This is a genomic window from Desulfonatronum parangueonense, assembly GCF_054656975.1.
The window spans coordinates 877,922-899,992 of record NZ_BAAHXH010000003.1 but is presented as its reverse complement, the minus strand read 5'-3'; the positions used below and the strand labels follow the sequence as shown (position 1 = coordinate 899,992).

The 22,071-nt window shown below is 54.3% G+C and carries 15 protein-coding genes; 2 read left to right on the top strand and 13 right to left on the bottom strand.

Features of this window, described 5'->3' with window-relative positions; translation table 11 throughout:
- Positions 1-185: 185 nt before the first annotated feature.
- The 7 genes from ACYQ15_RS04470 to ACYQ15_RS04440 form a co-directional block, all read right to left on the bottom strand.
- Positions 186-4,223 carry a DUF6701 domain-containing protein gene (locus tag ACYQ15_RS04470; RefSeq protein WP_459936323.1) on the bottom strand — a complete coding sequence of 1,346 codons (4,038 nt, stop codon included), beginning with the start codon at positions 4,221-4,223 and terminating at the stop codon, positions 186-188.
- Between the two features lie 572 nt (positions 4,224-4,795).
- Positions 4,796-5,452, bottom strand: a complete 657-nt coding sequence (locus ACYQ15_RS04465) for a DUF4351 domain-containing protein (protein WP_459936322.1) — start codon at positions 5,450-5,452, stop codon at positions 4,796-4,798.
- Positions 5,453-5,545: 93 nt separating this feature from the next.
- Entirely contained in the window at positions 5,546-6,538 is a 993-nt protein-coding gene (locus ACYQ15_RS04460) for an Rpn family recombination-promoting nuclease/putative transposase (RefSeq protein WP_459936321.1), read from the bottom strand.
- 292 nt (positions 6,539-6,830) lie between these two features.
- Positions 6,831-8,042 (bottom strand): ATP-binding protein, encoded by a 1,212-nt coding sequence (locus ACYQ15_RS04455; protein ID WP_459936320.1) that lies wholly within the window; start codon positions 8,040-8,042, stop codon positions 6,831-6,833.
- Positions 8,043-8,557: 515 nt separating this feature from the next.
- Positions 8,558-9,574, bottom strand: a complete 1,017-nt coding sequence (locus ACYQ15_RS04450; protein WP_459936319.1) for an Rpn family recombination-promoting nuclease/putative transposase — start codon at positions 9,572-9,574, stop codon at positions 8,558-8,560.
- 149 nt (positions 9,575-9,723) lie between these two features.
- Positions 9,724-10,110 carry a hypothetical protein gene (locus ACYQ15_RS04445; protein ID WP_459936318.1) on the bottom strand — a complete coding sequence of 129 codons (387 nt, stop codon included), beginning with the start codon at positions 10,108-10,110 and terminating at the stop codon, positions 9,724-9,726.
- A gap of 63 nt (positions 10,111-10,173) precedes the next feature.
- A complete protein-coding gene (locus tag ACYQ15_RS04440) occupies positions 10,174-11,214 on the bottom strand; it encodes a hemolysin family protein (protein WP_459936317.1) in 1,041 nt (346 codons plus the stop codon).
- A 25-nt stretch (positions 11,215-11,239) separates the two neighbouring features.
- Here ACYQ15_RS04440 and ACYQ15_RS04435 point away from each other — a divergent pair, with 25 nt between their 5' ends.
- Positions 11,240-11,836: a D-glycero-alpha-D-manno-heptose-1,7-bisphosphate 7-phosphatase gene (locus ACYQ15_RS04435; protein WP_459936316.1), complete on the top strand. Its 597-nt coding sequence runs from the start codon at positions 11,240-11,242 to the stop codon at positions 11,834-11,836.
- 227 nt (positions 11,837-12,063) lie between these two features.
- Here ACYQ15_RS04435 and dapB read toward each other — a convergent pair whose 3' ends face one another.
- The 4 genes from dapB to uvrB all read right to left on the bottom strand — a co-directional run bounded on the left by dapB (position 12,064) and on the right by uvrB (position 18,167).
- Entirely contained in the window at positions 12,064-12,852 is a 789-nt protein-coding gene (dapB, locus tag ACYQ15_RS04430; protein ID WP_459936315.1) for a 4-hydroxy-tetrahydrodipicolinate reductase, read from the bottom strand.
- A gap of 473 nt (positions 12,853-13,325) precedes the next feature.
- On the bottom strand, positions 13,326-15,365 hold the full coding sequence (gene ligA / locus ACYQ15_RS04425) for an NAD-dependent DNA ligase LigA (protein WP_459936314.1): 2,040 nt from the start codon (positions 15,363-15,365) through the stop codon (positions 13,326-13,328).
- Positions 15,362-16,123: a glycosyltransferase family 2 protein gene (locus ACYQ15_RS04420; RefSeq protein WP_459936313.1), complete on the bottom strand. Its 762-nt coding sequence runs from the start codon at positions 16,121-16,123 to the stop codon at positions 15,362-15,364. The genes ligA and ACYQ15_RS04420 overlap by 4 nt, the downstream gene beginning before the upstream one ends.
- On the bottom strand, positions 16,116-18,167 hold the full coding sequence (gene uvrB / locus ACYQ15_RS04415; RefSeq protein ID WP_459936312.1) for an excinuclease ABC subunit UvrB: 2,052 nt from the start codon (positions 18,165-18,167) through the stop codon (positions 16,116-16,118). The genes ACYQ15_RS04420 and uvrB overlap by 8 nt, the downstream gene beginning before the upstream one ends.
- Positions 18,168-18,328: 161 nt before the next feature.
- On the opposite strand from uvrB, the gene ACYQ15_RS04410 reads away from it, so the two are divergent.
- Entirely contained in the window at positions 18,329-18,823 is a 495-nt protein-coding gene (locus tag ACYQ15_RS04410) for a hypothetical protein (protein WP_459936311.1), read from the top strand.
- 219 nt (positions 18,824-19,042) lie between these two features.
- Here the strand turns inward: ACYQ15_RS04410 and aat are convergent, their stop codons facing one another.
- Entirely contained in the window at positions 19,043-19,726 is a 684-nt protein-coding gene (gene aat / locus ACYQ15_RS04405; protein ID WP_459936310.1) for a leucyl/phenylalanyl-tRNA--protein transferase, read from the bottom strand.
- A gap of 71 nt (positions 19,727-19,797) precedes the next feature.
- Positions 19,798-22,071, bottom strand: a complete 2,274-nt coding sequence (clpA, locus tag ACYQ15_RS04400; protein ID WP_459936309.1) for an ATP-dependent Clp protease ATP-binding subunit ClpA — start codon at positions 22,069-22,071, stop codon at positions 19,798-19,800.

Here is a 22,071-nt window from a genome sequence, read left to right as displayed (position 1 = left end):
CAGTTCGCAACGATATCAAGGCAGGTCCCAGATATCACTCCCTGGGAACACCACACCCCGGGAGCGCCGCACCCCAGTGCGGCAACGGTGTAACGCACCCAGAACCAGGTTCCGGCTAGAGCATGGGCACAGTTAAATCTGATCGAAAAACGGATATTCGATGCGTATAAACCTTCCACTTCGTGCTAGAAAACCTCGCGCTGAAAGATGATCCGGTCGTTGCTTCGGCGGACGCCGAAGGTGGCGCGGGCTGAGGGGTTTCCAGCATCACAACCGTTATTGCCCCAATCAAAGCTAAGCCAAGGGAATGTGGAAAAGATGTTGCCACAGATGTCAACATGACCTGGGCTGTTGGGGGCTAAGAAATCAATATGTAACTGACCTTGCTCAATTGGCCGATTAGTAGGGTAGCTAGCTTGAGTTTTTCCAGAGCCTACATTTAGATCATCATTTTCTTTTTTCCAAGCATCATCTTTATCTTCATTACCTCTAAAATCAATTTCTGTACCATCAAAAGTGGTGCATGAATCATCATTATTCAAAACAAAGCTCTTCCCATCAAAATACTGAAAATGCATCGGAACTTTCAGGTTTTGATTTTCAGGACCATGTGCGCTGACGAGGCGGAGGCGGCCGTAGCGAATTTTTGTAACATCCAGCTCTTTCGCATTACAGTCGCTTTCAGGAATGCAGACATAGGAAGTTGATGGATTCATATCCATACCAAGCAATTTTGATGTGCCATAATCATCATCGTCAACTTTCACTCCAATACGTAATTCTTCAAATGGACCATCAGGTGAAGAGGATCGATCAAATGCAATGTTTTCATCAACGATGTGGATTTGTCCCTCCTCCCATGAATAAGATGAAAAATCATAATTCAGCCTGTCAGAAAGATCCAATCCATCATTAGAATTTTCAGCTACAATGCTAACTTCAGCCTTCCCAAAAATTCCATGATAATTTCCTGTTATTATATCAAAACCATTTCTTGCTTCAAGAGAAAAATTTAGAACAAAATACTGAGAAGGTTCGTTCCGATTACTCATATATGTAAAATCACCACATCCTGGAGTTATCCTTAAATCAGAAATAGGTACTGGTAAAAGAAAAAAATGATCAGGAACAAAACGTCCAAACCATTTGGAGTTAGTTTCATTCCCGAAATTGCATCCATATCTTCCATCTTCTATTTCATTGGAAAAACTGCCTGTCACACAATCACCACCATGATCAATGATAGTGAATTCATCATCATAAATGGCATAAGGATTAAATCGAAAATAGCCAACCTCTGAATATTGAAATTCGCCACTGGCAATTCCAGAATTTATATATGCATCGCTGAAAGTGCCAGTCACTTCTCCATTTCTGACACTGCCTTGGTGTGCTTCAATCTCGAAATTATTAATTTTTGGTTGACCATCATAACCTGCTACAGAAACAGCATTTATCGTGAACTCGTCACTGCCGGATTTAAACAAAAGAGTTGCATTAGAATCGTTTCCATTTTCAGTATCCGCTGTTGCGTCTGGATTCTGTACTATGAAATACCTTGGGCGCACAGAGAACAAGTCAGTAGAATTGTATTCGTTGTTTAATTCATCAATTATACGGCATCGCAGTTCACGATAGGCTCTATCTATATTTATGGAATTCAATGCCTTACGGCCACCATGCGTATGTTCAAACCGGACAACCTCTTCATGTACTACGGCATTTCCATTTACCACATCTATTAGTTGCACAGTGATATCTCTATATAAGGTCTGATATTCATCATCCTCGACAAAATTTACCTCTCTGGTGCCATCTTCACGTAACGCAACAACATCAAATGTGAACTCAGTGTCTGTGATCTTGGTAAATAACCTTCCTGTTCGAATATCGTCACCTTCACTAATAAGTGTATTCTGTTCTAAACAGTTAAAACCATCAGCGCATGCCGAAAAAAACATCTCACAGGTTTCATTTGAATCAACAAAACATCGTGTAGCCATTGCCGCTGGCATCGAATTCGAAATGGCATCTAGGATAACCAAACCTGGCTCAGTAACAGAAAGGTCAACGACGGAATCTCTTCCGCTGACAACGATTGGATTTATTGACCAATCATTAGCAGGAGATGCCAAATATACCTCGACATCGTCAAGAGTATCCTCGCAGTCGCTATCGGCACAAGCGAGGACGGTTATTTCTTCGGGGATACAGGTCAAACCTTGGCCAGCGTGTAACAGTCTCAAATGATTCAATTGAGGATCATCAACAATTTGTTGTGGTTCGCAAAAAGATTCCTCAATATACTGCAATTCATTTTTGGAATAATTAATTATTGACTCACCACTCACATGCAGGTTGCCGCCCACTGATACCGCACCATGATATCGGGATTCATATCCGGAAACAAAATTTCCATTTACATGCAAAAATCCGGAAAAAGCAATTTCTGAATCTGATCCAGGCCAATTGTTATATACAAAAACAGCCAAACGAGAAGGTGCTCCTGGAGCGTGTAATGATTCTGAATTGAACCGGGACCGATGTGGAATCATGTTGACATTATTAATGATTAAGGTCGCAGTTCCATCGCCAACTACCTCAACATTTTGCTCTGTTGATATAAACTCAAGGTAGTCAACCCAATAAGTAGTACCGGCTTCAAGTCGAAGAGTATTTCTGTAATTGAGACTCAACCTATCGATGAAATACACATTTGCTAATCCACTATCCGATATTATTGCATTAGATCCTGCGTATAGCGAAACGAGATCCCCATAATGGTTGCTCCCATTACTGCCAATGGCATATGTATAGTCGTTTGTGTTTGTCCATGCAGGAATGGTAATGTCATAAATACCTAGACTTCTTCTAAAATCAGGCTGATGTATCGGTAGTGAAGGTTCGCCATTTGCCAAACAAGGATCCGACACACAAGTTAATTTTCCGGTATACCATTCTTCATAAGCATCTGGATCAACTTGGACATTCATTGAAGCCAAAAGAAAGGTTTGTTGACCTGTTATCTGGCCTTTCCAATCAAATGTTACAAAACCATGTTCTGAATGATTCTGGGCACCACCTGGAAAAACAAGTTCGCATGGGGCTAAAGCGGAATTAATTGTCACTGAAGCTACCTCATGACCCAGATTGGTCTGATCAATCGCAACCGTGGCAGTGTTTGTTATAGGTCCATTGTCATTGACAACCGCTCTTAATAGTAGCTCGGCATGTGCTCCTACCGGAAGCACCCCAAACACCCATCGAAAAGTTTCTGTATTGAACGTGCCAAAAGGAGAGATGAGATCTTCATAACTTGTAGTGAATCCAACAAAATCAAGCTTATCAAAAGGAAAATGGTCATCGACCATGATCCCGGTTGCTGTCATGGGGCCTCGATTGAAGACTGTTATGCTATAGGTTATTTCTTGCCCAATACTTGCTTTGACAACATTCGCTTCTTTACTGATGGAAACATTTGTTTCAAACTGTGTCGGGTTAGAGCTTCCACCCATATTACTGCTACCTGTAGTTGGAATGACAGGCGAGCCATCCGGGTAAACTTCGTACATGTTTCCTGTCCCATCCGTTAACCGAGACATGTCTTTTAAATTTGAAGAAGCTTCAAACACAAGTGAACAGCCATCAGGTTCAGGTGGTGATGAATAATTTGGATCATTGTGATTTTTATAATAAAAAAAATGATTCACCACGACTTCATCCCCAACAGTCAATGGAGCCAGGGAGTCGACAAGAAGAAACTCACCTCGGTTTGGGCTTATCCGATTTAAATCATAAACTAAAAAAGTTCCCTTAGGAAAAGTCGTGGGGTTGGAACAATGTGTTGAAGGGCAATTATAATCTGAGAATCTTGATCCATCCGGCAAATATGATTCTGCGCTAAACGCACCCTCACCCAACAAAAAATCACGAAATTGATTGCCATTACCATCATACCAATATATTTTCCAACCATCAATATCGGCGGTATCATTGAAATATAGCTCAAGAAATTCGAGATTACCCTCCCCGCCACCTCCGGTGAAAAGTTCGTTAATAGCTACTTTGGTGCTGTTTGTTGGAGAACACTGCAGTTCCAGTTGTGCGAAAGCCGCCACAGGTGTTACAACAAAAATCAACATCAATGATATGATAACGATAACACGATATAACACAAACGCATTATCAAATAAGTGCTGAACAATTTTAATTTTTGATCTCAATTTTAACTCCTTGGTCAACTTATCATATGAAATGATCATTCACATATTATGTGTACTAAAGCCTTCAATGCTATTTTTTTTCATTGCTGTATATATCAGATTGTTGCCCAGGATGTCGTAAGCCGCAAGTTGGGGATCAAAGAAAATAATGTGCGTCTGGACTGAGATATTTGAGCAGTATTTTGGTTTTTTCAGCGTTTTTTAAAAACGGGCACAGCAGGATCGCGGGGAAAGGAACCCGTCTTTGGCGAACTCCCCGGCCCCGGCGAACATTTTCGTAACAGCTGTCGTGATGCAAACTTCATCAAAAAGGCCGGACTTGCAGTCAGCAACGAAGAGTGGCCCTGAAGCAGCGTAGAAAACATAAACCCAGGGAACGCGAGGCTCTGCACTCGCAGTTCTTGAAGAGCGGGTACAGAGCCCCGCGTTCCCGGCAAAGGCAGCCCATGACCATCGAAGCCTTCTTCGATAAATTCGAATCCGCGTTTTTTTGTTTTCCGGGAGCTGCCCTGGCCATATTTCATAGAAAAATCGAAGTTTCGCTGTCGCGTTACCCAATCTTGTTCCGGTCCTCACCCCCCATCACCATATCCCATCGGAGTTTCGTTCACCGCAAGAACCTCCTCCAGCGATTTTCCGTCCAATACCCGCAAGGACCAGTCTTCCAACTGCTCCGGCCGGGCGGAAAAAATGCGCTGTTCAGCCCATCCCGGTACAGCGCCAAACCTTTTGGAAAGCTGTTTCTGGAGCATTCGAATCTGTCCTTGCAGTTGGCCCTGGGATAGCCCCTGAGACAATCCCTCGGCGCGTCCTTTTTCAATTCCCCTTCGCTCAATGCTGGTGACGTAGGGTTTCATTTTGTGTTCCTCCTCAATCTGGCGAATATTTTCGTCGAGTTTTTGTTCCAGTTCTTCGGGCAACTGCATCAGCCAATCGATGACCGAGAACAGATCCAGGATGCGCTGGCGTTCCCAGCCACGCTCAAACAGGATGCGAATCAGGCGCAGTTTGGCCGTGTAACGGTCCTTCGGACTCTGGCGGGTTTGCCTGGTCAGCAGGTGCGCGGCCGTGACCAGGGCAAAGGCGTTGTCCGATTCCAGGAGCGAGGGCATTTCGTCCTGTTTGTCCAGCAGTTTGACCACGGGAAAACCCTCGAAACCTCCTGTCAGGGCAAGACATTCAAACCACGGGGCACACGGGGGAAAGAAATCTTCTTCGATACGTTCCAAATCCTTTATCTCAGTTATTCGGGAGCTGTCCTGGGCTATTCTTCGCAGAGAAATCGAAGTTTCCCTACAGCGTTACCCAATCTTGTTCCGGTCCTAACACCCATCACCATATCCCATCGGAGTTTCGTTCACCCCAAGAACCTCCTCCAGCGATTTTCCGTCCAATACGCGCAAGGACCAGTCTTCCAACTGCTCCGGCCGGGCGGAAAAAATGCGCTGTTCAGCCCATCCCGGTACAGCGCCAAACCTTTTGGAAAGCTGTTTCTGGAGCATTCGAATCTGTCCTTGCAGTTGGCCCTGGGATAGCCCCTGAGACAATCCCTCGGCGCGTCCTTTTTCAATTCCCATTCGCTCAATGCTGGTGACATAGGGTTTCATTTTGTGTTCCTCCTCGATCCGTTGAATATCCTCGCCAAGTTGTCGTTCCAGTTCTTCAGGCAAGTGCATCAGCCAATCAATGACCGAGAACAAGTCCAGAATCCGCTGGCGTTCCCAGCCTCGCTCAAACAGGATGCGGATCAGGCGCAGTTTGGCTGTGTAACGCTCCTCCGGACTCTGACGGGTTTGCCGGGTCAACAGGTGCGCGGCCGTGACCAGGGCAAAGGCGTTGTCCGATTCCAGGAGTGAGGGCATTTCGTCCTGTTTGTCCAGCAGTTTGACCACGGGAAAGGTGAACTGCATCCGGCAATCGAACAGCTCGTATCCAAAACCGTCCGGTCGCCACCCGGGCTGTTCGTCGGCCAGGACCGCCAGACTGGCCAGGGGCTGACCGTCGCGGTCAAAAAGACGATAGTGGTAGACGAACATCCGCCGGGCAAAATCGCCTTCCGGATTCCCCTGGACCTCGATATGGATGCAGACCCTCTCCTGGCTTCCGTCAAGCAATCGAACCCGGACCAGCTTGTCCACAAACCGCTTGCCCAGTTCCCCATCCCGGACAACCTGTTGCAGCTCCTTGTCCAGAAAGACGTATCCCGCATCCCAATCGATCCGGGCATGGGCCTTGGGGAAAAAGAAGGCCATGAACTCGGGAAAATACCGCTCCAGAGCGGTCTTCCAGGGGCTGTTGTACTCGTCAGGTGACATGGTATTTATCCTTCATGGCTTGCATCCGTCATTTCATGCGACCGTGCGCAACAGGCGAGCATTACGCATTTTTGATCAGCCTCATCCTTTTAGGCCGCCCCTTCAGGGCTGGAAAAACAACTCATTGCTATCCCAGGGCGTTTGCCCTGGGCTGTAGTTGTTTCGCCCTTTCAGGGCTTGATTTCAGCCCCAAAGGGGCGACATATTCAAAGCCCCCTCATCCCCGAATATTCTCGCATTCCTGGGATCGATCCGGTCCAAATCCACCGGTTCGGTTACCGGTTACCTCCCCTCAATACAAAAAACCGAACAACCACAACGGAATCTTGCGTCCGTGTCCGACTTCAAGATCATCCACCGCTAGGTAGCCATCAGGCAGGTCGATGATCTGATCATTCTTTTTACCCTTGCCCCCGATTTCAAACGTCCACCTGCCCTGGACGAGGAAATCTCCTCTTGCCGGGATGGTCAACCCTTCATCCACGAGGCGCCGACGGGGCAAGGCCGAGGCGATCTGGTTCGCGAAAAAGGTCTCGCGGATATTTCCGGAATCCGGCTTTTGTGCCAAGGCCACGGCAAGATTGGTGTTGTCAAGGTAGACTTTCTCCGGCTTCGACAGCATCCCGGCCCCTCCGCCAGACTGCCTCACCAGGCGCAGCAATCGGGCATCTTGCAACTTCTCCAGGTAATCGTAAATGGTGGGCCTGGAAATCCCCGTCATTCGCGACAATTTGGCTATGTCCGGGATCATGGGCACGCTGGTGGAGATCAGATAGAGCAGTTTCTTTAGTTTGCCTATCTGCCGAGTGGCGATGGTGGCTGCCAGGGGCAGGTCCATCTCCAGGATCTGGCTCATGACTGCGGTCAATTTCAGCGGATATTGGTCTACGCCTTCCAGGAAAAAGGGATAGTGACCATGCTCAAGATATGCTCTGAAATGCGGTAATATCTTTATGCCTCGAACCACGGACAGGGCCAGGGCAACATGATCTTCAAGCATCTGCTCCAGAGATAACGGCTCAAATGCCTGCTGGCGGGCGAAAAACAGGTATTCCCTGAAGGACAGGCCATGCAGTTCATGGATCAGGGCTCTCCGACTCAGGTCCGCCGCCTGGGTGCTCATCCTCAAAATCGAAGAACCGGAAAAGACAACCCGCAGATTGGGAATGGCGTCGTGAATGGCTTTGATCTGCCGTGACCAGTCGGCTTGCTTATGGACCTCGTCCACGCAGAGCAACTCGCCTCCGTATGCAGCGAAAGACTCGGCAAATTCAAACAATGGCCGGGCATCGAAGTAGGGATGGTCGATGCTGACATACGCCGCCTTGCCGCTGTCCCCGTACTGGTCCTTGATGCGCTGCAGCATCATTGTCGTCTTGCCCACTCCGCGTGCACCCACAATCCCAACCAAGCGATGACCCCATTCGATCTGATCATGCAGGTAACGCTTGGATTCGCTCAAATTGGCGAGCAATGTGTGTTGCTGAGATAAAATGGCGTCCATGTTTCGTGCGTTTGGTTACTTCATGAAAATAAAGGCAGCTTCAGCCTGTCAATGACAAGTTGATTTTACATTACCAAACGTGAAACGTAAAATCGACTTTACATCCATACACCTTCCACCTCCCCACTTTCCCCGTCTTTTCCTCATGCGCCCATCCTCGATCAAATTCGGCATGGCCGTCCGGTCCACTTCACCTTCCATGAAGGCCAAGGTCTTGGTCAGGAACGCCTGGTCTTCAAACCGACTGAACACTGGAAAGTGGGTCATTTTTTAATAAGCACAGGTCGGGTCAAAACCCTGAGAAACACTGCGAGTGCAGAGCCTCGCATTCCCGGGAAAGGCCACCCATGACCCTCGAAACTCCTGTCAGCGCAAGACGTTTAAACATGGGGCACACGTGGATCACGGGGGAAAGAAATCTTCTTCGATAAGATCGAATCCCTTTTCTCGGTTTCCGGAAGCTGATCTGGCCATATTTCACAAGGAAATTGAAATTCGCAGTAGCGTTGCTCAATCTATTTTCGGCCCTCAACCCCATCGCCATATCCCGCCGGCGTTTCGTTCACCCCAAGAACCTCCTCCAGGGATTTTCCGTCCAACACGCGCAAGGACCAGTCTTCCAGCTGTTCCGGCCGTGCCGAAACAATGCGCTGCTCAGCCCAGCCCGGAACAGCGCCGAATCGTTTGGCGAGCAGCTTCTGGAGCATTCGGATCTGTCCTTGGAGTTGGCCCTGGGACAAACCTTGGGACAGGCCCTGGGACAGGCCTTCGGCACGTCCTTTTTCAATTCCCATGCGCTCAATGCTGGTGACGTAGGGTTTCATTTTATGTTCCTCCTCAATTCGTTGAATATCCTCGCCAAGTTGTCGTTCCAGTTCTTCGGGCAACTGCATCAGCCAGTCAATGACCGAGAACAGGTCCAGAATCCGCTGGCGTTCCCAGCCGCGCTCAAACAGGATGCGGATCAGGCGCAGTTTGGCCGTATAACGCTCCTTCGGGCTCTGGCGGGTTTGTCTGGTCAGCAGGTGCGCGGCGGTGACCAGGGCAAAGGCGTTGTCCGATTCCAGGAGCGAGGGCATTTCGTCCTGTTTGTCCAGCAGTTTGACCACGGGAAAGGTGAACTGCATCCGGCAATTGAACAGCTCGTATCCAAAACCGTCCGGTCGCCACCCGGGCTGCTCGTCGGCCAGGACCGCCAGACTGGCCAGGGGCTGACCGTCGCGGTCAAAAAGACGATAGTGGTAGACGAACATCCGCCGGGCAAAATCGCCTTCCGGATTCCCCTGGACCTCGATATGAATGCAGACCCTCTCCTGGCTTCCGTCAAGCAACCGAACCCGGACCAGCTTGTCCACAAACCGCCTGCCCAGTTCCCCATCCCGGACAACCTGTTGCAGCTCCTTGTCCAGAAAGACGTATCCCGCGTCCCAATCGATCTGGGCATGGGCCTTGGGGAAAAAGAAGGCCATGAACTCGGGAAAGTACCGCTCCAGAGCGGTCTTCCAGGGGCTGTCGTACTCGTCAGGTGACATGGTATTTATCCCTTCATGGCTTGCATCCGTCATGATTTTTTTTCATGCGCGGCATGAGAGCAATCTACAATAGAACTCCAGGCTTCCACCAGGATGGGAGCAGCGTTGGAAACGCACCCCCCGGGAACGCGGGGCTCCGTACCCGCTCTTCAAAGACTGCAAGTGCAGAGCCTCGCGTTCCCGGCAAAAGCAGCCCATGCCCCTTTCCCTTCGCTCAATGCTGGTGACGAAGGCATTTTGTGTTCCTCCCCAATCTGGCGAATCTTTTCGTCGAGTTTTTGTTCCAGTTCATCGGGCAAATGCATCAGCCAGTCGATAACCGAAAACAGATCCAGGATACGCTGCCGTTCCCAGCCTCGCGCGAACAGGATACGGATCAATCGCAGTTTGGCCTTGTATCGGTTGGTCGGATCCTGGCGGGTCTGTCTTGTCAGCAGGTGCGCGGCGGTGACCAGGGCAACGTTGTCCGATTCCAGAAGAAACGGCAGCTCATCCTGTTTGTCAAGCAGCTTAACGACGGGAAAGGCAAACCGCATTCGGCAGTCGAACAGTTCGTATTCAAAACCGTCCGGACGCGTAGGGACCGCAGACGCAATGCGTCAAAACGTCGTTTTGGAAGTCACGAGGCGGCGGCGTTGGCGGGCGAGTTCGCGCATGTCCACGACCTGGTCGGTTTCGTCCACGATCTCGCTGCCCAGAATCTCTTCCAGCACGTCCTCCAGAGTCACGAGTCCGGCCAGGCCGCCATATTCGTCCAGGACGATGAACATGTGCATCCGGGATTCGAGAAAGCGCACCAGAAGCTTGTCCAGGGTCGTGGTTTCCAGGACGAACTGGACGGGTTTCATCAGCTTGCTGAGCACGAGATTGTCCTGGTCGTTGGCCAGGGCTTCCAGCAATTCGCGCCGATAGACCAGGCCGACGATGTCTTCCTGGTCATCTTGATCATATACGGGAATGCGACTGTGGGGCCAGGCTGTCTTTAGTTTACGGGCCTGTCCCACGGTGAGTTCCGACGGAAATGAAAAAATAACCGTGCGCGGCGTGAGGATGTCCTTGACCATCTTGGTGTCCAGGGTCAGGATATTGCGGATGGACATCTCTTCGTAGGGCTTGATCACACCGGCTCTTCGGGTGAGACTGATCACGGCACGCAGATCATCTTCCGAGGTGTCCGGGCCGGTTTTCTTGCGTCCGATCATTCGGGTCACCCGGTCCATCATCCAGATTATCGGACTGAAAACCAGCACCAGCCCGCAGAGGGGCTTGGCCAGGAAACCGGCCAACTGTCGGGAGTACATTACGCCAACGGTCTTGGGGATGATCTCCGCGAAAACCAGGATGATCATGGTAAAAACTGCGGAAAAGTAGATCAGGCTCTCCGTACCGAACAGGGCCGCGGCAAAAGCGCCGGCCACCGCCGCCCCGGCTGTGTTGGCCACGGTGTTCAGGGTCAGGATCGCGGCGATGGGACGTTCGACGTTGTTGCGCAGATCAAAGAGCAACAGTCCGCTTTTCTTGCCGCTCTTGCGCATCTGTTCAAGATGACTCCAGGGCACGGAATAGAGCACGGCCTCGGAGAGTGAACACAGTCCCGAAACCAGCGTCGCCAACCCGACCACCACCAGCAACTCAAACATAACTCAGTTTCCCGAGGTCGTCCTCATGATCAAGCATTCGATGAATATTCTTCTCGACCGGGATGGAACGGTCATTGAAGAATGCCATTACCTGTGTGATCCGGCCCATGTCCGACTTACTCCCGGTGCCGGAGACGCGTTACGCTCATTGGTGGAGGCGGGACATCGGCTTTTCCTGGTAACCAACCAGTCCGGCATCGGCCGGGGGTACTTCAGCCATGAACAATATGAGGCCGTGCAGGAACGTATTGCCGAAGTCCTGCGGGAGTTTGACGTTGTATTCACGGACACGGCTCTCTGTCCCCACGCTCCCCAGGACGACTGCCTATGCCGCAAACCTTTGCCCGGCCTCTGGGAGCAACTGCGGGACAAGTACGACCTGCGGCCCGAAGAGTCCATGATGATCGGCGACAAGGCCGCGGATATCTGTTTTGCTCGCGCCGGGAACATGGCTGCCGCCGTGCTCGTGCTGAGCGGATATGGACTCAAGACGGCCCAGGACCTGGATCTGGTGGTTCCCAGCGGCAAGGTTCTGGACCTGCGACCTATTGCGAATCCGAAGCATCCCGACATTGTCGCGCCTGATCTGGCCGCGGCGGCGGAGTGGATGCTCGGGAAATGAGCGGGAATAGTCGGATTTTGAATTAGCACTACAGCGACACTTCCATTTCCATCATCTGAATAAGTTGTTTGACCACGGGGCACACGGGGGGCACTGGGTAAGAAATCATGATTTTTATGGAATATATTCCCCGTGTCCCCCGTGGTTAATCTTCAGCAGTGTTGGTTGTTTCTACAAATGTCGCTGTAGTGTTAGGAACTCGATTTCGATTGGGTTTCTACGAATCATCAAGATTCCAGGACGTCCGTAAAAGTGTAGAGTTTGCCCGATGTCTGTCCGGTCAGCCATTTTGCGGCCCGCAAAGCGCCTCGCGCGAAATTTTCCCGGGAATGGGCGCGGTGGGTAATCTCGATGCGTTCGGCGGGGCCGAAAAAATAGACCGTGTGGTCGCCGACCACGTCCCCGCCGCGCAAGGTCTGCACGCCGATTTCCTCGGCCGGACGTGCGCCGATGATCCCTTCCCGACAACAATTCTTGACGGAATCGTATTCCCATCCCTTGGCCTCGGCCAGGCACTGGGCCAGTTTCACCGCCGTTCCGCTGGGCGCGTCCTTCTTGGCATTGTGGTGGATTTCCATCAGCTCCAGGTCATAATCCGGGCCGAGCAAATTCACCAGCTGAGGCAGAAGCCGCAACAGGACGTTGATGCCCACGCTCATGTTCGGCGCCCAGAGAATGGGTGCTGTTTGCGCAGCCTCGCGCAGTTCCTCGGTCTGTTCCCGGGTCATGCCCGTGGTGCCGATCACGGCCCGGTGACTGGTCTTGGCCACGATCCGGGCCGTGGCCACGGAGGCTTCCGGGGCGGTGAAATCAATGACCACGGCATTGGACAGTTCACCCAGCACCTGTTCCAGGCTGGTTCCATGGACACAGCCAAAATCCGCCAGACCCTGATCATGCCCCGGCCGCTCCACGACTCCGGCCAACGTCATTTCGGGGTCCGCCTGGGCCAATCGCGCCAGCGTGCCTCCCATTCTCCCGTTTGCTCCCAAGATGACAACCTGACACGCATTCATGTTATTCTCTCCTGTTTGAATTTTCATCGATTCGATTCAAGTTTGGATCCAAATTGTAACCGCTCAAAAAGTTCGGGCGATGAGGTTCCTGTGCAAGCCCCCCTGCGCGGAGTTTCGTTGCCAGGCTACTGGGGCCATGCCCAATCGAACCTGGTTCTGAATGCGCTCAACCGCTGCCGCACTGGGTGCGGCGCTCCCAGGCTGAGAGCATGCTTGCGGCAAGTTTTTGGACAGTTACGAATGACTACGGGTTTTAATCGGCACTGTCCGTTAAAACGCCGACCATGTAACTGCTCAATAACTCCGGGCCACTGACCCACCCAAAAACACCTGGACCCCGGCCTGCGCCGGGGAGACGACCGAGAGAACTCGCTATCGAGGCACTCCATTCCGTCATACCGGCGCAGGCCGGCGCGTCCCGCTATCCAGGCAGCACGGATCCGCGGTGGTTGGTGCCCTGCCTTATTTAGCAGTTACCCGACCATTTGTCGGAACGTCTCGCCATCCAGCACGGTCAGGCCCAGTTCCCGGGCCTTGGCCAGCTTTGAGCCGGGATCGTCACCCACGACAACGTAGTCCACTTTTTTGGAAATGCTCCCTGCCACGGTACCACCTGCCTGTTCCACCAGCTTCTGGGCCTGGGTCCGGGAGATGTTGGGCAGGGTTCCGGTGAAAAGCACGCGTTTTCCGGCAAAAGGCGAGTCCGTTGCCTGTTCCGGCAGCCGGGAACTTTCTGCCTGGGGCCAGACACCCTGCTCCCGCAACTCCCGCAGAATGCGCTGATTGTCAGGGTTGGCGAAAAAGCCGTGAATGGACGCAGCCACTTCCGGTCCGATGTCGGGAAGACGTTGCAGGTCGGTCTGGTCCGCGCGGCCCAAAACGTCCAGATCCGGAAAATGATTCGCCAGCACTCTGGCGGTTTGCGCACCCACGTGCCGGATGCCCAGGGCCCGGATCAGCGGGGCCAGTTTGGCTTCCTCCCTGGCTTTGGCGATGGATTGAATGATGTTTTGGGCCAGTTTGGGTCCCATCCGCTCCAGGGTCAGCAGATCCTCTTCCGTCAATCGGAAAAAATCCGCCGGGGTGCGGACCATGCCCTTGTCCGCCAGGGTTTCCACCCATTTCCGGCCCAGGCCTTCCACGTCCAGACCCGCCTTGGCCACGAAGTGGACCAGGCTTTCCCGCAGCAGGGCCGGACAGGCCAGATTCTGGCAGCGCCAAGCCGCCTCTCCGGGCAGGCGCACGGCGGTCGTCGCACAGACCGGACATGCCGAGGGAAAAACAAACGGCTGTTCCCGGCCATCGCGCTCCTCCAGTACCGGGCCGACCACCTCGGGAATCACGTCCCCGGCTCGCTGGATCACCACCAGATCTCCGATGCGCAGATCCTTGGACCGGATCTCGTCCTCGTTGTGCAGCGTAGCCCGGGAGACGGTCACCCCGGACAGGGCAACCGGCTCCAGCAGGGCCACGGGAGTCAGGACACCGGTCCGCCCCACCTGAACCTGGATGTCCAGCAACCGGGTCGTGCCTTGGCCGGCCGGAAATTTCCAGGCCAGAGCCCAGCGCGGGGCCCGGGCCGTGGATCCCAGCTGGCGCTGGTGTTCCAACCTGTCGAGCTTAGCCACCACCCCGTCGATTTCGTAGTCCAAATCCTCGCGGAGAGCGGCCACCGCGGCATACTGCTGCTCCACTTCCTCGGGGCTGGCACAGAGGCGGGCATATTCGGGCAGGGCAAGCCCCAAGGCCTTCAGTCCGGCCATGATTTGTCCCTGCGTGGTCCACCGATCCGCGCCATCGACCCATTGGACCTGTCCCACGCCATAGGCAAAAAAGCGCAACGGCCGCCGGGCCGTGATACGGGAGTCCAGTTGGCGGACCGAGCCGGCGGCTGCGTTGCGTGGATTGGCGAAGATTTTCAGGCCGGCCTCGGCCTGTTCCAAATTCAGCCTGGCAAAGTCCGAACGAAAAATGATCACCTCGCCGCGCACCTCCAATCGCTCCGGAATAGGGAAATCGGCGGAATGCAGGCGAATTGGCAGATTACGCACCGTACGCATGTTCTCGCTGACGTCCTCGCCGATCACCCCGTCGCCCCGGGTGCCGGCCCGGACAAAACGGCCTTGCTCGTAGACCACTTCAACGGCCAGGCCGTCGAGCTTTGGGTCCACCCAGAATTGCACGTCATTTTTCGGCACAAGACGCTCCAGACGGACGAGAAAATCCCGCCATTCCTCCAGGGACAAGGCATTGTCCAGGCTGTACATGGGCAGGCTGTGAGCAAAGGGCTGAAACGCCGCCACCGGTGCCCCACCCACCCGCTGGGTCGGCGAGTCCGGGTCCTTCAAATCCGGATATCGCTGCTCCAACTCCTGGAGTTCCCGGAACAGAGCGTCGTACTCGGTGTCGCTGATCTCCGGATCATCCAGAACGTAATAGCGATGGTCGTGGTGGCGGATCAACCGGACAAGCTGTTCAATGCGTTTGCTTGGATCATTTGAATGGGAACTCACAATTGAACCTCGTCGTGGAAATCAATTTGCGCCTGGCGCAGAATCTCGCCATACCCAAGTCCGAGGCGTGCTTCAAGATACGCTTTTTCCTGAGCGGCCGCGGCAACCAAGAAACCTGGAATCGATCCGGCAGTGGAGTGGTAGATGTGGCGCATGTGGACATGATGATCCACGATCACCGGCCATCCCCTCCTGGACGCACGCAGGGAAAAACAGAGATCCACACCGTATCCGCGTGGATTGTCCCCGCAATCCAGCCCGCCCAAGGCTTGCCAGCATTCCAGATTGATCAGTGGCGCCACGCCGTCCACGCATTTTGCCCGGCGATAAGCGTAGCCCGGACTGGCCACCATTTGAGGATGGTAGGGATGATGTTCAAAGGAAGGAGAATAGATGCCCGCGGGCCCGAGAGTCCGCTCGATTTTTCTGAGACGCTGCCAGGCTTTTTCCAGATGGGGAGGGTTGGAGATGAAAAAAGCGTCGTTGTTGAAAAACCAGAGATAGGGCCAGCCCTGGTCCCGACAGACGTGCAGGGCGTAGTCCAACGCACCGCACCAAAACAGGTTTTCATCCAGCCGCTGCCAGGCATCCGGATAGGATTCAGGGGCATGGTTGTCCAGGACCATGATCCGCTCTTTCCAGCCTGGATCGCTGGCCAGCAATTGACGATGCAGGCGCCGTGTCGTCGCTGAACTTCCGTAGTGCAGAATGAAAACGGCCGGGCGAGAATCATGATTACAGGCAAGGCTTTTAGCCATTGCCGGCATCCGTTTCCAACAACTTGCTCCGCAGCATGGCCACCTCGTCGCGCAATGCGGCGGCGCGTTCAAATTCCAGTTCCTTGGCCGCGGTACGCATTTCGCGCTCCAGGGTTTTGATGCGTTTGCCGATTTCTCTGGGATTGCCGTACATAGCCCCGGCTTCGCGGAGTTGTTCCGGCTGGTTTTTGTCCCGGGCCTCGGCATAAATATGTCCGAGGATATTGTCCATACTTTTGATGATGGTGGCGGGCACGATGCCGTGTTCGGCATTGAATTGCAGCTGGACCTGACGTCGCCTTGCCGTCTCTCCCATGGCCTCTTCCATGGAACGGGTCACCCTGTCCGCATAGAGAATCACCCGGCCCTGGACGTTGCGGGCGGCACGGCCGAAGGTCTGGATCAGGGACCGGAAGGACCGCAGGAACCCTTCCTTGTCCGCGTCCAGAATGGCCACAAGGGAAACCTCGGGCAGATCCAGTCCCTCCCGGAGCAGGTTGATGCCCACCAGGACGATGAATTCGCCCTTGCGCAAGGCCTGGATGATGGAGACCCGCTCCAGGGTGTCGATGTCCGAGTGCATGTAGCGCGACGGCATGCCCATGTTCTGCAGATATTCCGTGAGGTCTTCGGCCATGCGCTTGGTCAGCGTGGTCACCAGGACCCGTTCGCCACGCTGTTGGCGGACCTTGCATTCCGCCAGCAGGTCGTCCATCTGGCCCTGGACCGGACGCACCTCCACCTCCGGGTCCACCAGCCCGGTGGGCCGGATGATCTGCTCCACCACCCGCCCCTTGCCATGCTCCAGCTCGAATGGTCCCGGAGTTGCCGAGACATAGACCACCTGCCCCACTCGTTCCCAAAACTCGTCCATGCTCAGGGGCCGGTTGTCCAGGGCCGAAGGCAGCCGGAAGCCGAAATCCACCAGGGTCTTCTTGCGCGACAGGTCGCCGTGATACATGCCGCCGATCTGGGGCAGGGTGATGTGCGATTCGTCCAGAAACAGCAGGTAGTCCGAGGGAAAGTAGTCCAGCAGGCAGGACGGCGGCAGTCCGGCCCTGCGTCCGTCCAAGTGCCGGGAATAGTTCTCGATGCCGTTGCAATAGCCCAGCTCCTCGATCATCTCCAGGTCCAGCATGGTCCGTTGCTCCAGACGCTGGGCCTCCACCAGGCGGTTCTCCCGGCGCAGAATACGCAGCTGCTCGCCCAGCTCATCCCGGATATCCGACATGGCCCGGCGCAGGTTGTCCTTGTCCGAGACATAGTGGCTGGCCGGATAAATAACTGTTTTCCGGACAGATCCGTGATATTTTCCGGTCAGAGGATCTATCTCATGAATGGCTTCCAGCTCGTCGCCGAAGAAGTCCAGGCGCAATCCCTTTTCATGGCTGTAGGCCGGGATGATGTCCACGCTGTCGCCCCGGACCCGGAAGGTGCCGCGGTGGAAATCAACATCGTTACGTTCGTAGAGCACTTCCACCAGCCGTCCCAGCAAGTCCTCCATCCGCAACTGCTGCCCTGCCTCAATGGGGATCATCATTTTGGCGTAGTATTCCGGCGAGCCCAGCCCGTAGATGCAGGACACCGAAGCCACGATGAGCACGTCCCGGCGGGTCAGCAGGGCATGGGTGGCGGAGTGGCGCAGCTTGTCGATTTCCTCGTTAATGGAGGAATCCTTCTCGATATAGGTGTCGCTGTGCGGAAGATAGGCCTCGGGCTGATAATAGTCGTAGTAGCTGACGAAGTATTCCACGGCGTTGCGCGGGAACAGCTCCTTGAACTCGTTGAACAGCTGCGCGGCCAGAGTCTTGTTGGGGGCCATGACCAGGGCCGGACGGCCCAGGCCAGCGACCACATGGGCCATGGTGAAAGTCTTGCCCGAACCGGTCACGCCCAGAAGCACCTGATGCGGCTCTCCGCCCCGGACTCCGGAAACCAGTTCATCAATGGCCCGGGGCTGATCGCCCTGGGGCAGAAACGGACTGACCAGCTCGAAACGGGCCGGTTCCAATGGATCGACGGAAGAACTGAAGATGGTCGTCATTGCGATATACAGCGGTAAATGGTATGAATCATTTGTTTGTTATTAATTATCTGTTATTTGTTATCGGTTATTGTCTATTGTTTAAGAGTTGTCGGTTCCCCTTGATAACAGATAACCAATAACTGATAACATACAGCAAACGACAACAAGAGAGGACTCTCATGGAATTGAACATCATCAACCCCGAGCAAAAACTACCCGTCCCCAGGGCTCATGCCCTGACCATGGTTATCAAGAGTTTCAAGGGTCGGCGTAACGTGGAGGTCCATCTGTACCGGGCCGGCTGGCGGGCGGAGGAAATGGAGGCCCAGGACTGGGACACGCTTCTGGGTGCTCCGATCAGCCCTGATACGGAAATTCCCCTTGAGAACAGCAAGAAGGTTCTGATGGAGGCGTTCACGGCAGAAGAACGGGACCAGCTCGTGGCCTACCTGCAACACCGGTACGGCGAAAAACTCGAAAGCATCTCCAGCTGTTATCTGGATTTCCCCATTCCCAAGGGATTGGCCGCCCTGTCCGATGTTCCGGAAGGCAAAAGCGTGGGTCGACTGCGGCTCGAAACCGTGCCCCAGTTCACCCTGCCCTTTCCCGTGCACGGACTGTATGATCTGAGCCAGCATGAACCGTTGATGGAAGCCAACGGACGGGAAGCGTAATTTTTTTTGTAACGACTCAGCACACGCTCATTCTCGATAATCAGATCGTGAGTCGGGGTCGGAATCGGTTTCGAAACATTGGGATGCCCTTCCACGTGGCTTCGCTTCCGATACCGATTCCGACCCCGATACCGATTCCGATTCCAAGCGCGGTAACACAACCATCCCGACGCGGCGAATGCCCCTGGGGCTCTGTCGATGCGAGCATTCTCCGTCACTTCAGTCGTCGGGCCATTTTCCAAAAATGGTCGGTTGGATCGCTGTCTCTTCCAGGATGGCCATGAATTGGGATCTGGGTATTTCCCGTGCTCCGAACCGCAACATGTGCTCGGTGGTCTGCTGGCAGTCCAGAACCTGGAAATCCCAGCGCCGCAGACGCCGGACCAGATGGACCAGAGCGACCTTGGACGCGTTGGCCCGGGTGTGAAACATGGATTCTCCAAAGAATATCCGACCCAGCGCCACACCGTAGATTCCGCCCACCAGCTCCCCTTCCTCCCATACTTCCACGGAATGGGCCACTCCGACCTCATGCAGCTTGATGTAGGCGCACTGCATTTCCGGAACAAGCCATGTACCCAGGCCGTTCGGTCTGGGCACGGTGGCGCAGCGTGTGATCACGTACTTGAATGCCTTGTCGAAGCTGACCTGAAATGCATCCCTGCGCAAAACTCGGCGCAAACTCGCGGAAATGTGCAGTTCCTTGGGAAACAGTACCAGACGGGGATCGGGAGACCACCAGAGAATGGGTGAACCGGGAGCGTACCAGGGAAAGATGCCCAGACTGTAGGCATGAAAAAGCCGTTCCGGCGTGAGATCGCCGCCCACGGCCAGCAGCCCGTCCGGCTCGGCGTTTTCCACAGGGGGGAAAACAATCCTCTGATTCAAGGCATAGACAGGCATGGCGTACAATTGAAACAGAAAGAGCCGAGCCGGATCCGGCTCGGCTCTCCATTCAACATGATGACTCCGGGCTATTCGTAGTTGAACACAAAGTCACTGGTCTTGGACGTGTCCGTATCCACTTCCTCCGGGACGTCCACCACCACCTTGCCGCCCTTGACCAGTCGCCCGAAAAGAATCTCGTCGGTCAAGGGATCCTTGATGGTCTCCTGCATCAATCGTCCCAGAGGTCTGGCCCCATAGATCGGATCAAACCCTCGTTCAGCCAGGTGCTCCAACGCCCGCGGTGTCAGCGTCACCTTGACCCGTTTGTCCTTGAGCTGAACGTTCAGCTCGTTCACGAATTTCTCCACGATGCGCTCCATGACATCGTTGTTCAGGGAGTGGAAATAGATCGTGGCGTCCAACCGGTTGCGAAATTCCGGAGCAAAGAGCTTTTCCACGGCCTTCTTGCCAATATGGCTGCGGTCATCCTTGCCGGGCTCGCCGAAACCGATGTTGGCCACGCTCATGTCCTGGGCCCCGGCATTTGACGTCATCAGCAGGATCGTGTTCCGAAAATCGGCCTTGCGCCCGGCATTGTCCGTCAGGGTCGCATAATCCATGACCTGCAGCAGAATGTTGAACAGGTCCGGGTGCGCCTTCTCGATTTCATCGAGCAACAATACGGTATGCGGATTCTTGCGGATGGCGTCAGTGAGCAAACCGCCCTGTTCGAAGCCGACATATCCCGGAGGCGCCCCGATCAATCTGGCCACGGCATGCTTCTCCATGTATTCGCTCATGTCGAAGCGCAGGAAATTGATGTTCAAAACCTGGGCCAACTGCCGGGCCAGTTCGGTCTTGCCCACGCCGGTGGGACCGGTGAGCAGGAACGATCCGGTGGGCTTGTGTTCGGCGCCGAGACCGGCCCGGGAACGCTTGATGGACTTGGCGAGGCTGTCCACGGCCTCGTCCTGGCCGAAGATGACTTCCTTCAATCGCCCTTCCAGTTCCTGCAACTGCGTCTTGTCCGAAGCGGATACCCGGGTTTCCGGAATGCGGGCCATGCGGGCCACGACCTGCTCCATCTCCAGCGGCCGGATCACGTTCTTCTTTTTTGCCTTGGCGTTCAACTTGAACACCGCGCCGGCCTCGTCGATGACATCGATGGCCTTGTCCGGCAGAAACCGATCGTTGAGATGGCGAATGGAAAGATCCACGGCGGCTTCCAGGGAACTGGGCGCGTATCGGACTCCGTGATGATCCTCGTAATAAGGCCGCAGGCCCTGGAGAATCTGCACTGTCTCGTCGCGGCTGGGCTCCGGGATCTCCACCTTCTGGAAGCGCCGCGACAGGGCGCGGTCCTTCTCGAAGTGATTCTTGAATTCCTCGTAGGTGGTGGAGCCGATGCAGCGCAGCTTGCCGGAGGCCAGGGCGGGCTTGAGCAGGTTTGATGCATCCATGCTTCCACCGCTGGTGGCGCCGGCGCCGACAATGGTGTGGATCTCGTCGATGAACAGGATCGCGTCCGGGATGGCTTCCAATTCCTTGAGCACGCCCTTGATCCGGGCTTCGAAGTCGCCGCGGTACTTGGTGCCGGCCAGAATTGCTCCCATGTCCAGGGCGTAGATCATGGCCTTTCCGAGATACTCCGGCACATCTCCTTCCGCGATGCGCAGGGCCAAGCCTTCGGCCAGGGCTGTCTTGCCCACACCGGGATCACCCACGTAGATGGGATTGTTTTTGCGCCGGCGGGCCAGGATCTGCATGGTACGGTGCAGTTCCAGCTTTCTGCCCACCAGGGGATCGATTTCACCAGCCTTGGCCTTGGCCACCAGATCCACGGTAAACTGTTCCAGAAATGATTCCTTCTTCTGCTTCTGGTCCGATCCGCGACACTCGGTGCAGGCCTCTTCCTCTGCGGGCTGGGCTTGGACCGGCATGCCGTGGGAGATGAACTCCAGAATGTCCAGTCGATCCACGCCAAAGGACTGCAGGAAATAGTTGGCGTAGGATTCCTGCTCCTGGCAGATGGAGGCCAGGACGTCGCCCACGGTGACTTCCGCCTTGCCGGAGGATTGGACATGCAGGATGGCTCGCTGGATCACCCGTTGCAGGCTGGGGGTCTGAACCACTTCCGTCATGCCGCCGGTGGGCATGACCTGCATGTGCTCCAGAAAAAAACGTTCCAGTTGGCTCTTCAATTTGCCCAATTCCACGCCGCAATGCTCCAGGATGTCCTTTGCCGTGGAGTTTCTGATCATCGCGTAAAGCAGATGTTCCAGGGTCAAGAATTCATGGTTGCGCACCCTGGCTTCACGCACCGCAACCAAGAAGGAGCGCTGCAATTCCTTACTGACCAT

Bases quoted from the DNA above. Each gene is read 5' to 3' on its own strand.
- ACYQ15_RS04460 (WP_459936321.1), bottom strand. From the start codon at position 6,538: ATGTCACCTGACGAGTACAACAGCCCCTGGAAGACCGCTCTGGAGCGG.
- ACYQ15_RS04420 (WP_459936313.1), bottom strand. From the start codon at position 16,123: ATGGCTAAAAGCCTTGCCTGTAATCATGATTCTCGCCCGGCCGTTTTC.
- ACYQ15_RS04410 (WP_459936311.1), top strand. From the start codon at position 18,329: ATGGAATTGAACATCATCAACCCCGAGCAAAAACTACCCGTCCCCAGG.
- uvrB (WP_459936312.1), bottom strand. From the start codon at position 18,167: ATGACGACCATCTTCAGTTCTTCCGTCGATCCATTGGAACCGGCCCGT.
- ACYQ15_RS04435 (WP_459936316.1), top strand. From the start codon at position 11,240: ATGATCAAGCATTCGATGAATATTCTTCTCGACCGGGATGGAACGGTC.
- ACYQ15_RS04440 (WP_459936317.1), bottom strand. From the start codon at position 11,214: ATGTTTGAGTTGCTGGTGGTGGTCGGGTTGGCGACGCTGGTTTCGGGA.
- ACYQ15_RS04450 (WP_459936319.1), bottom strand. From the start codon at position 9,574: ATGTCACCTGACGAGTACGACAGCCCCTGGAAGACCGCTCTGGAGCGG.
- dapB (WP_459936315.1), bottom strand. From the start codon at position 12,852: ATGAATGCGTGTCAGGTTGTCATCTTGGGAGCAAACGGGAGAATGGGA.
- ACYQ15_RS04445 (WP_459936318.1), bottom strand. From the start codon at position 10,110: ATGCGGTTTGCCTTTCCCGTCGTTAAGCTGCTTGACAAACAGGATGAG.
- ACYQ15_RS04455 (WP_459936320.1), bottom strand. From the start codon at position 8,042: ATGGACGCCATTTTATCTCAGCAACACACATTGCTCGCCAATTTGAGC.
- aat (WP_459936310.1), bottom strand. From the start codon at position 19,726: ATGCCTGTCTATGCCTTGAATCAGAGGATTGTTTTCCCCCCTGTGGAA.
- clpA (WP_459936309.1), bottom strand. From the start codon at position 22,071: ATGGTCAGTAAGGAATTGCAGCGCTCCTTCTTGGTTGCGGTGCGTGAA.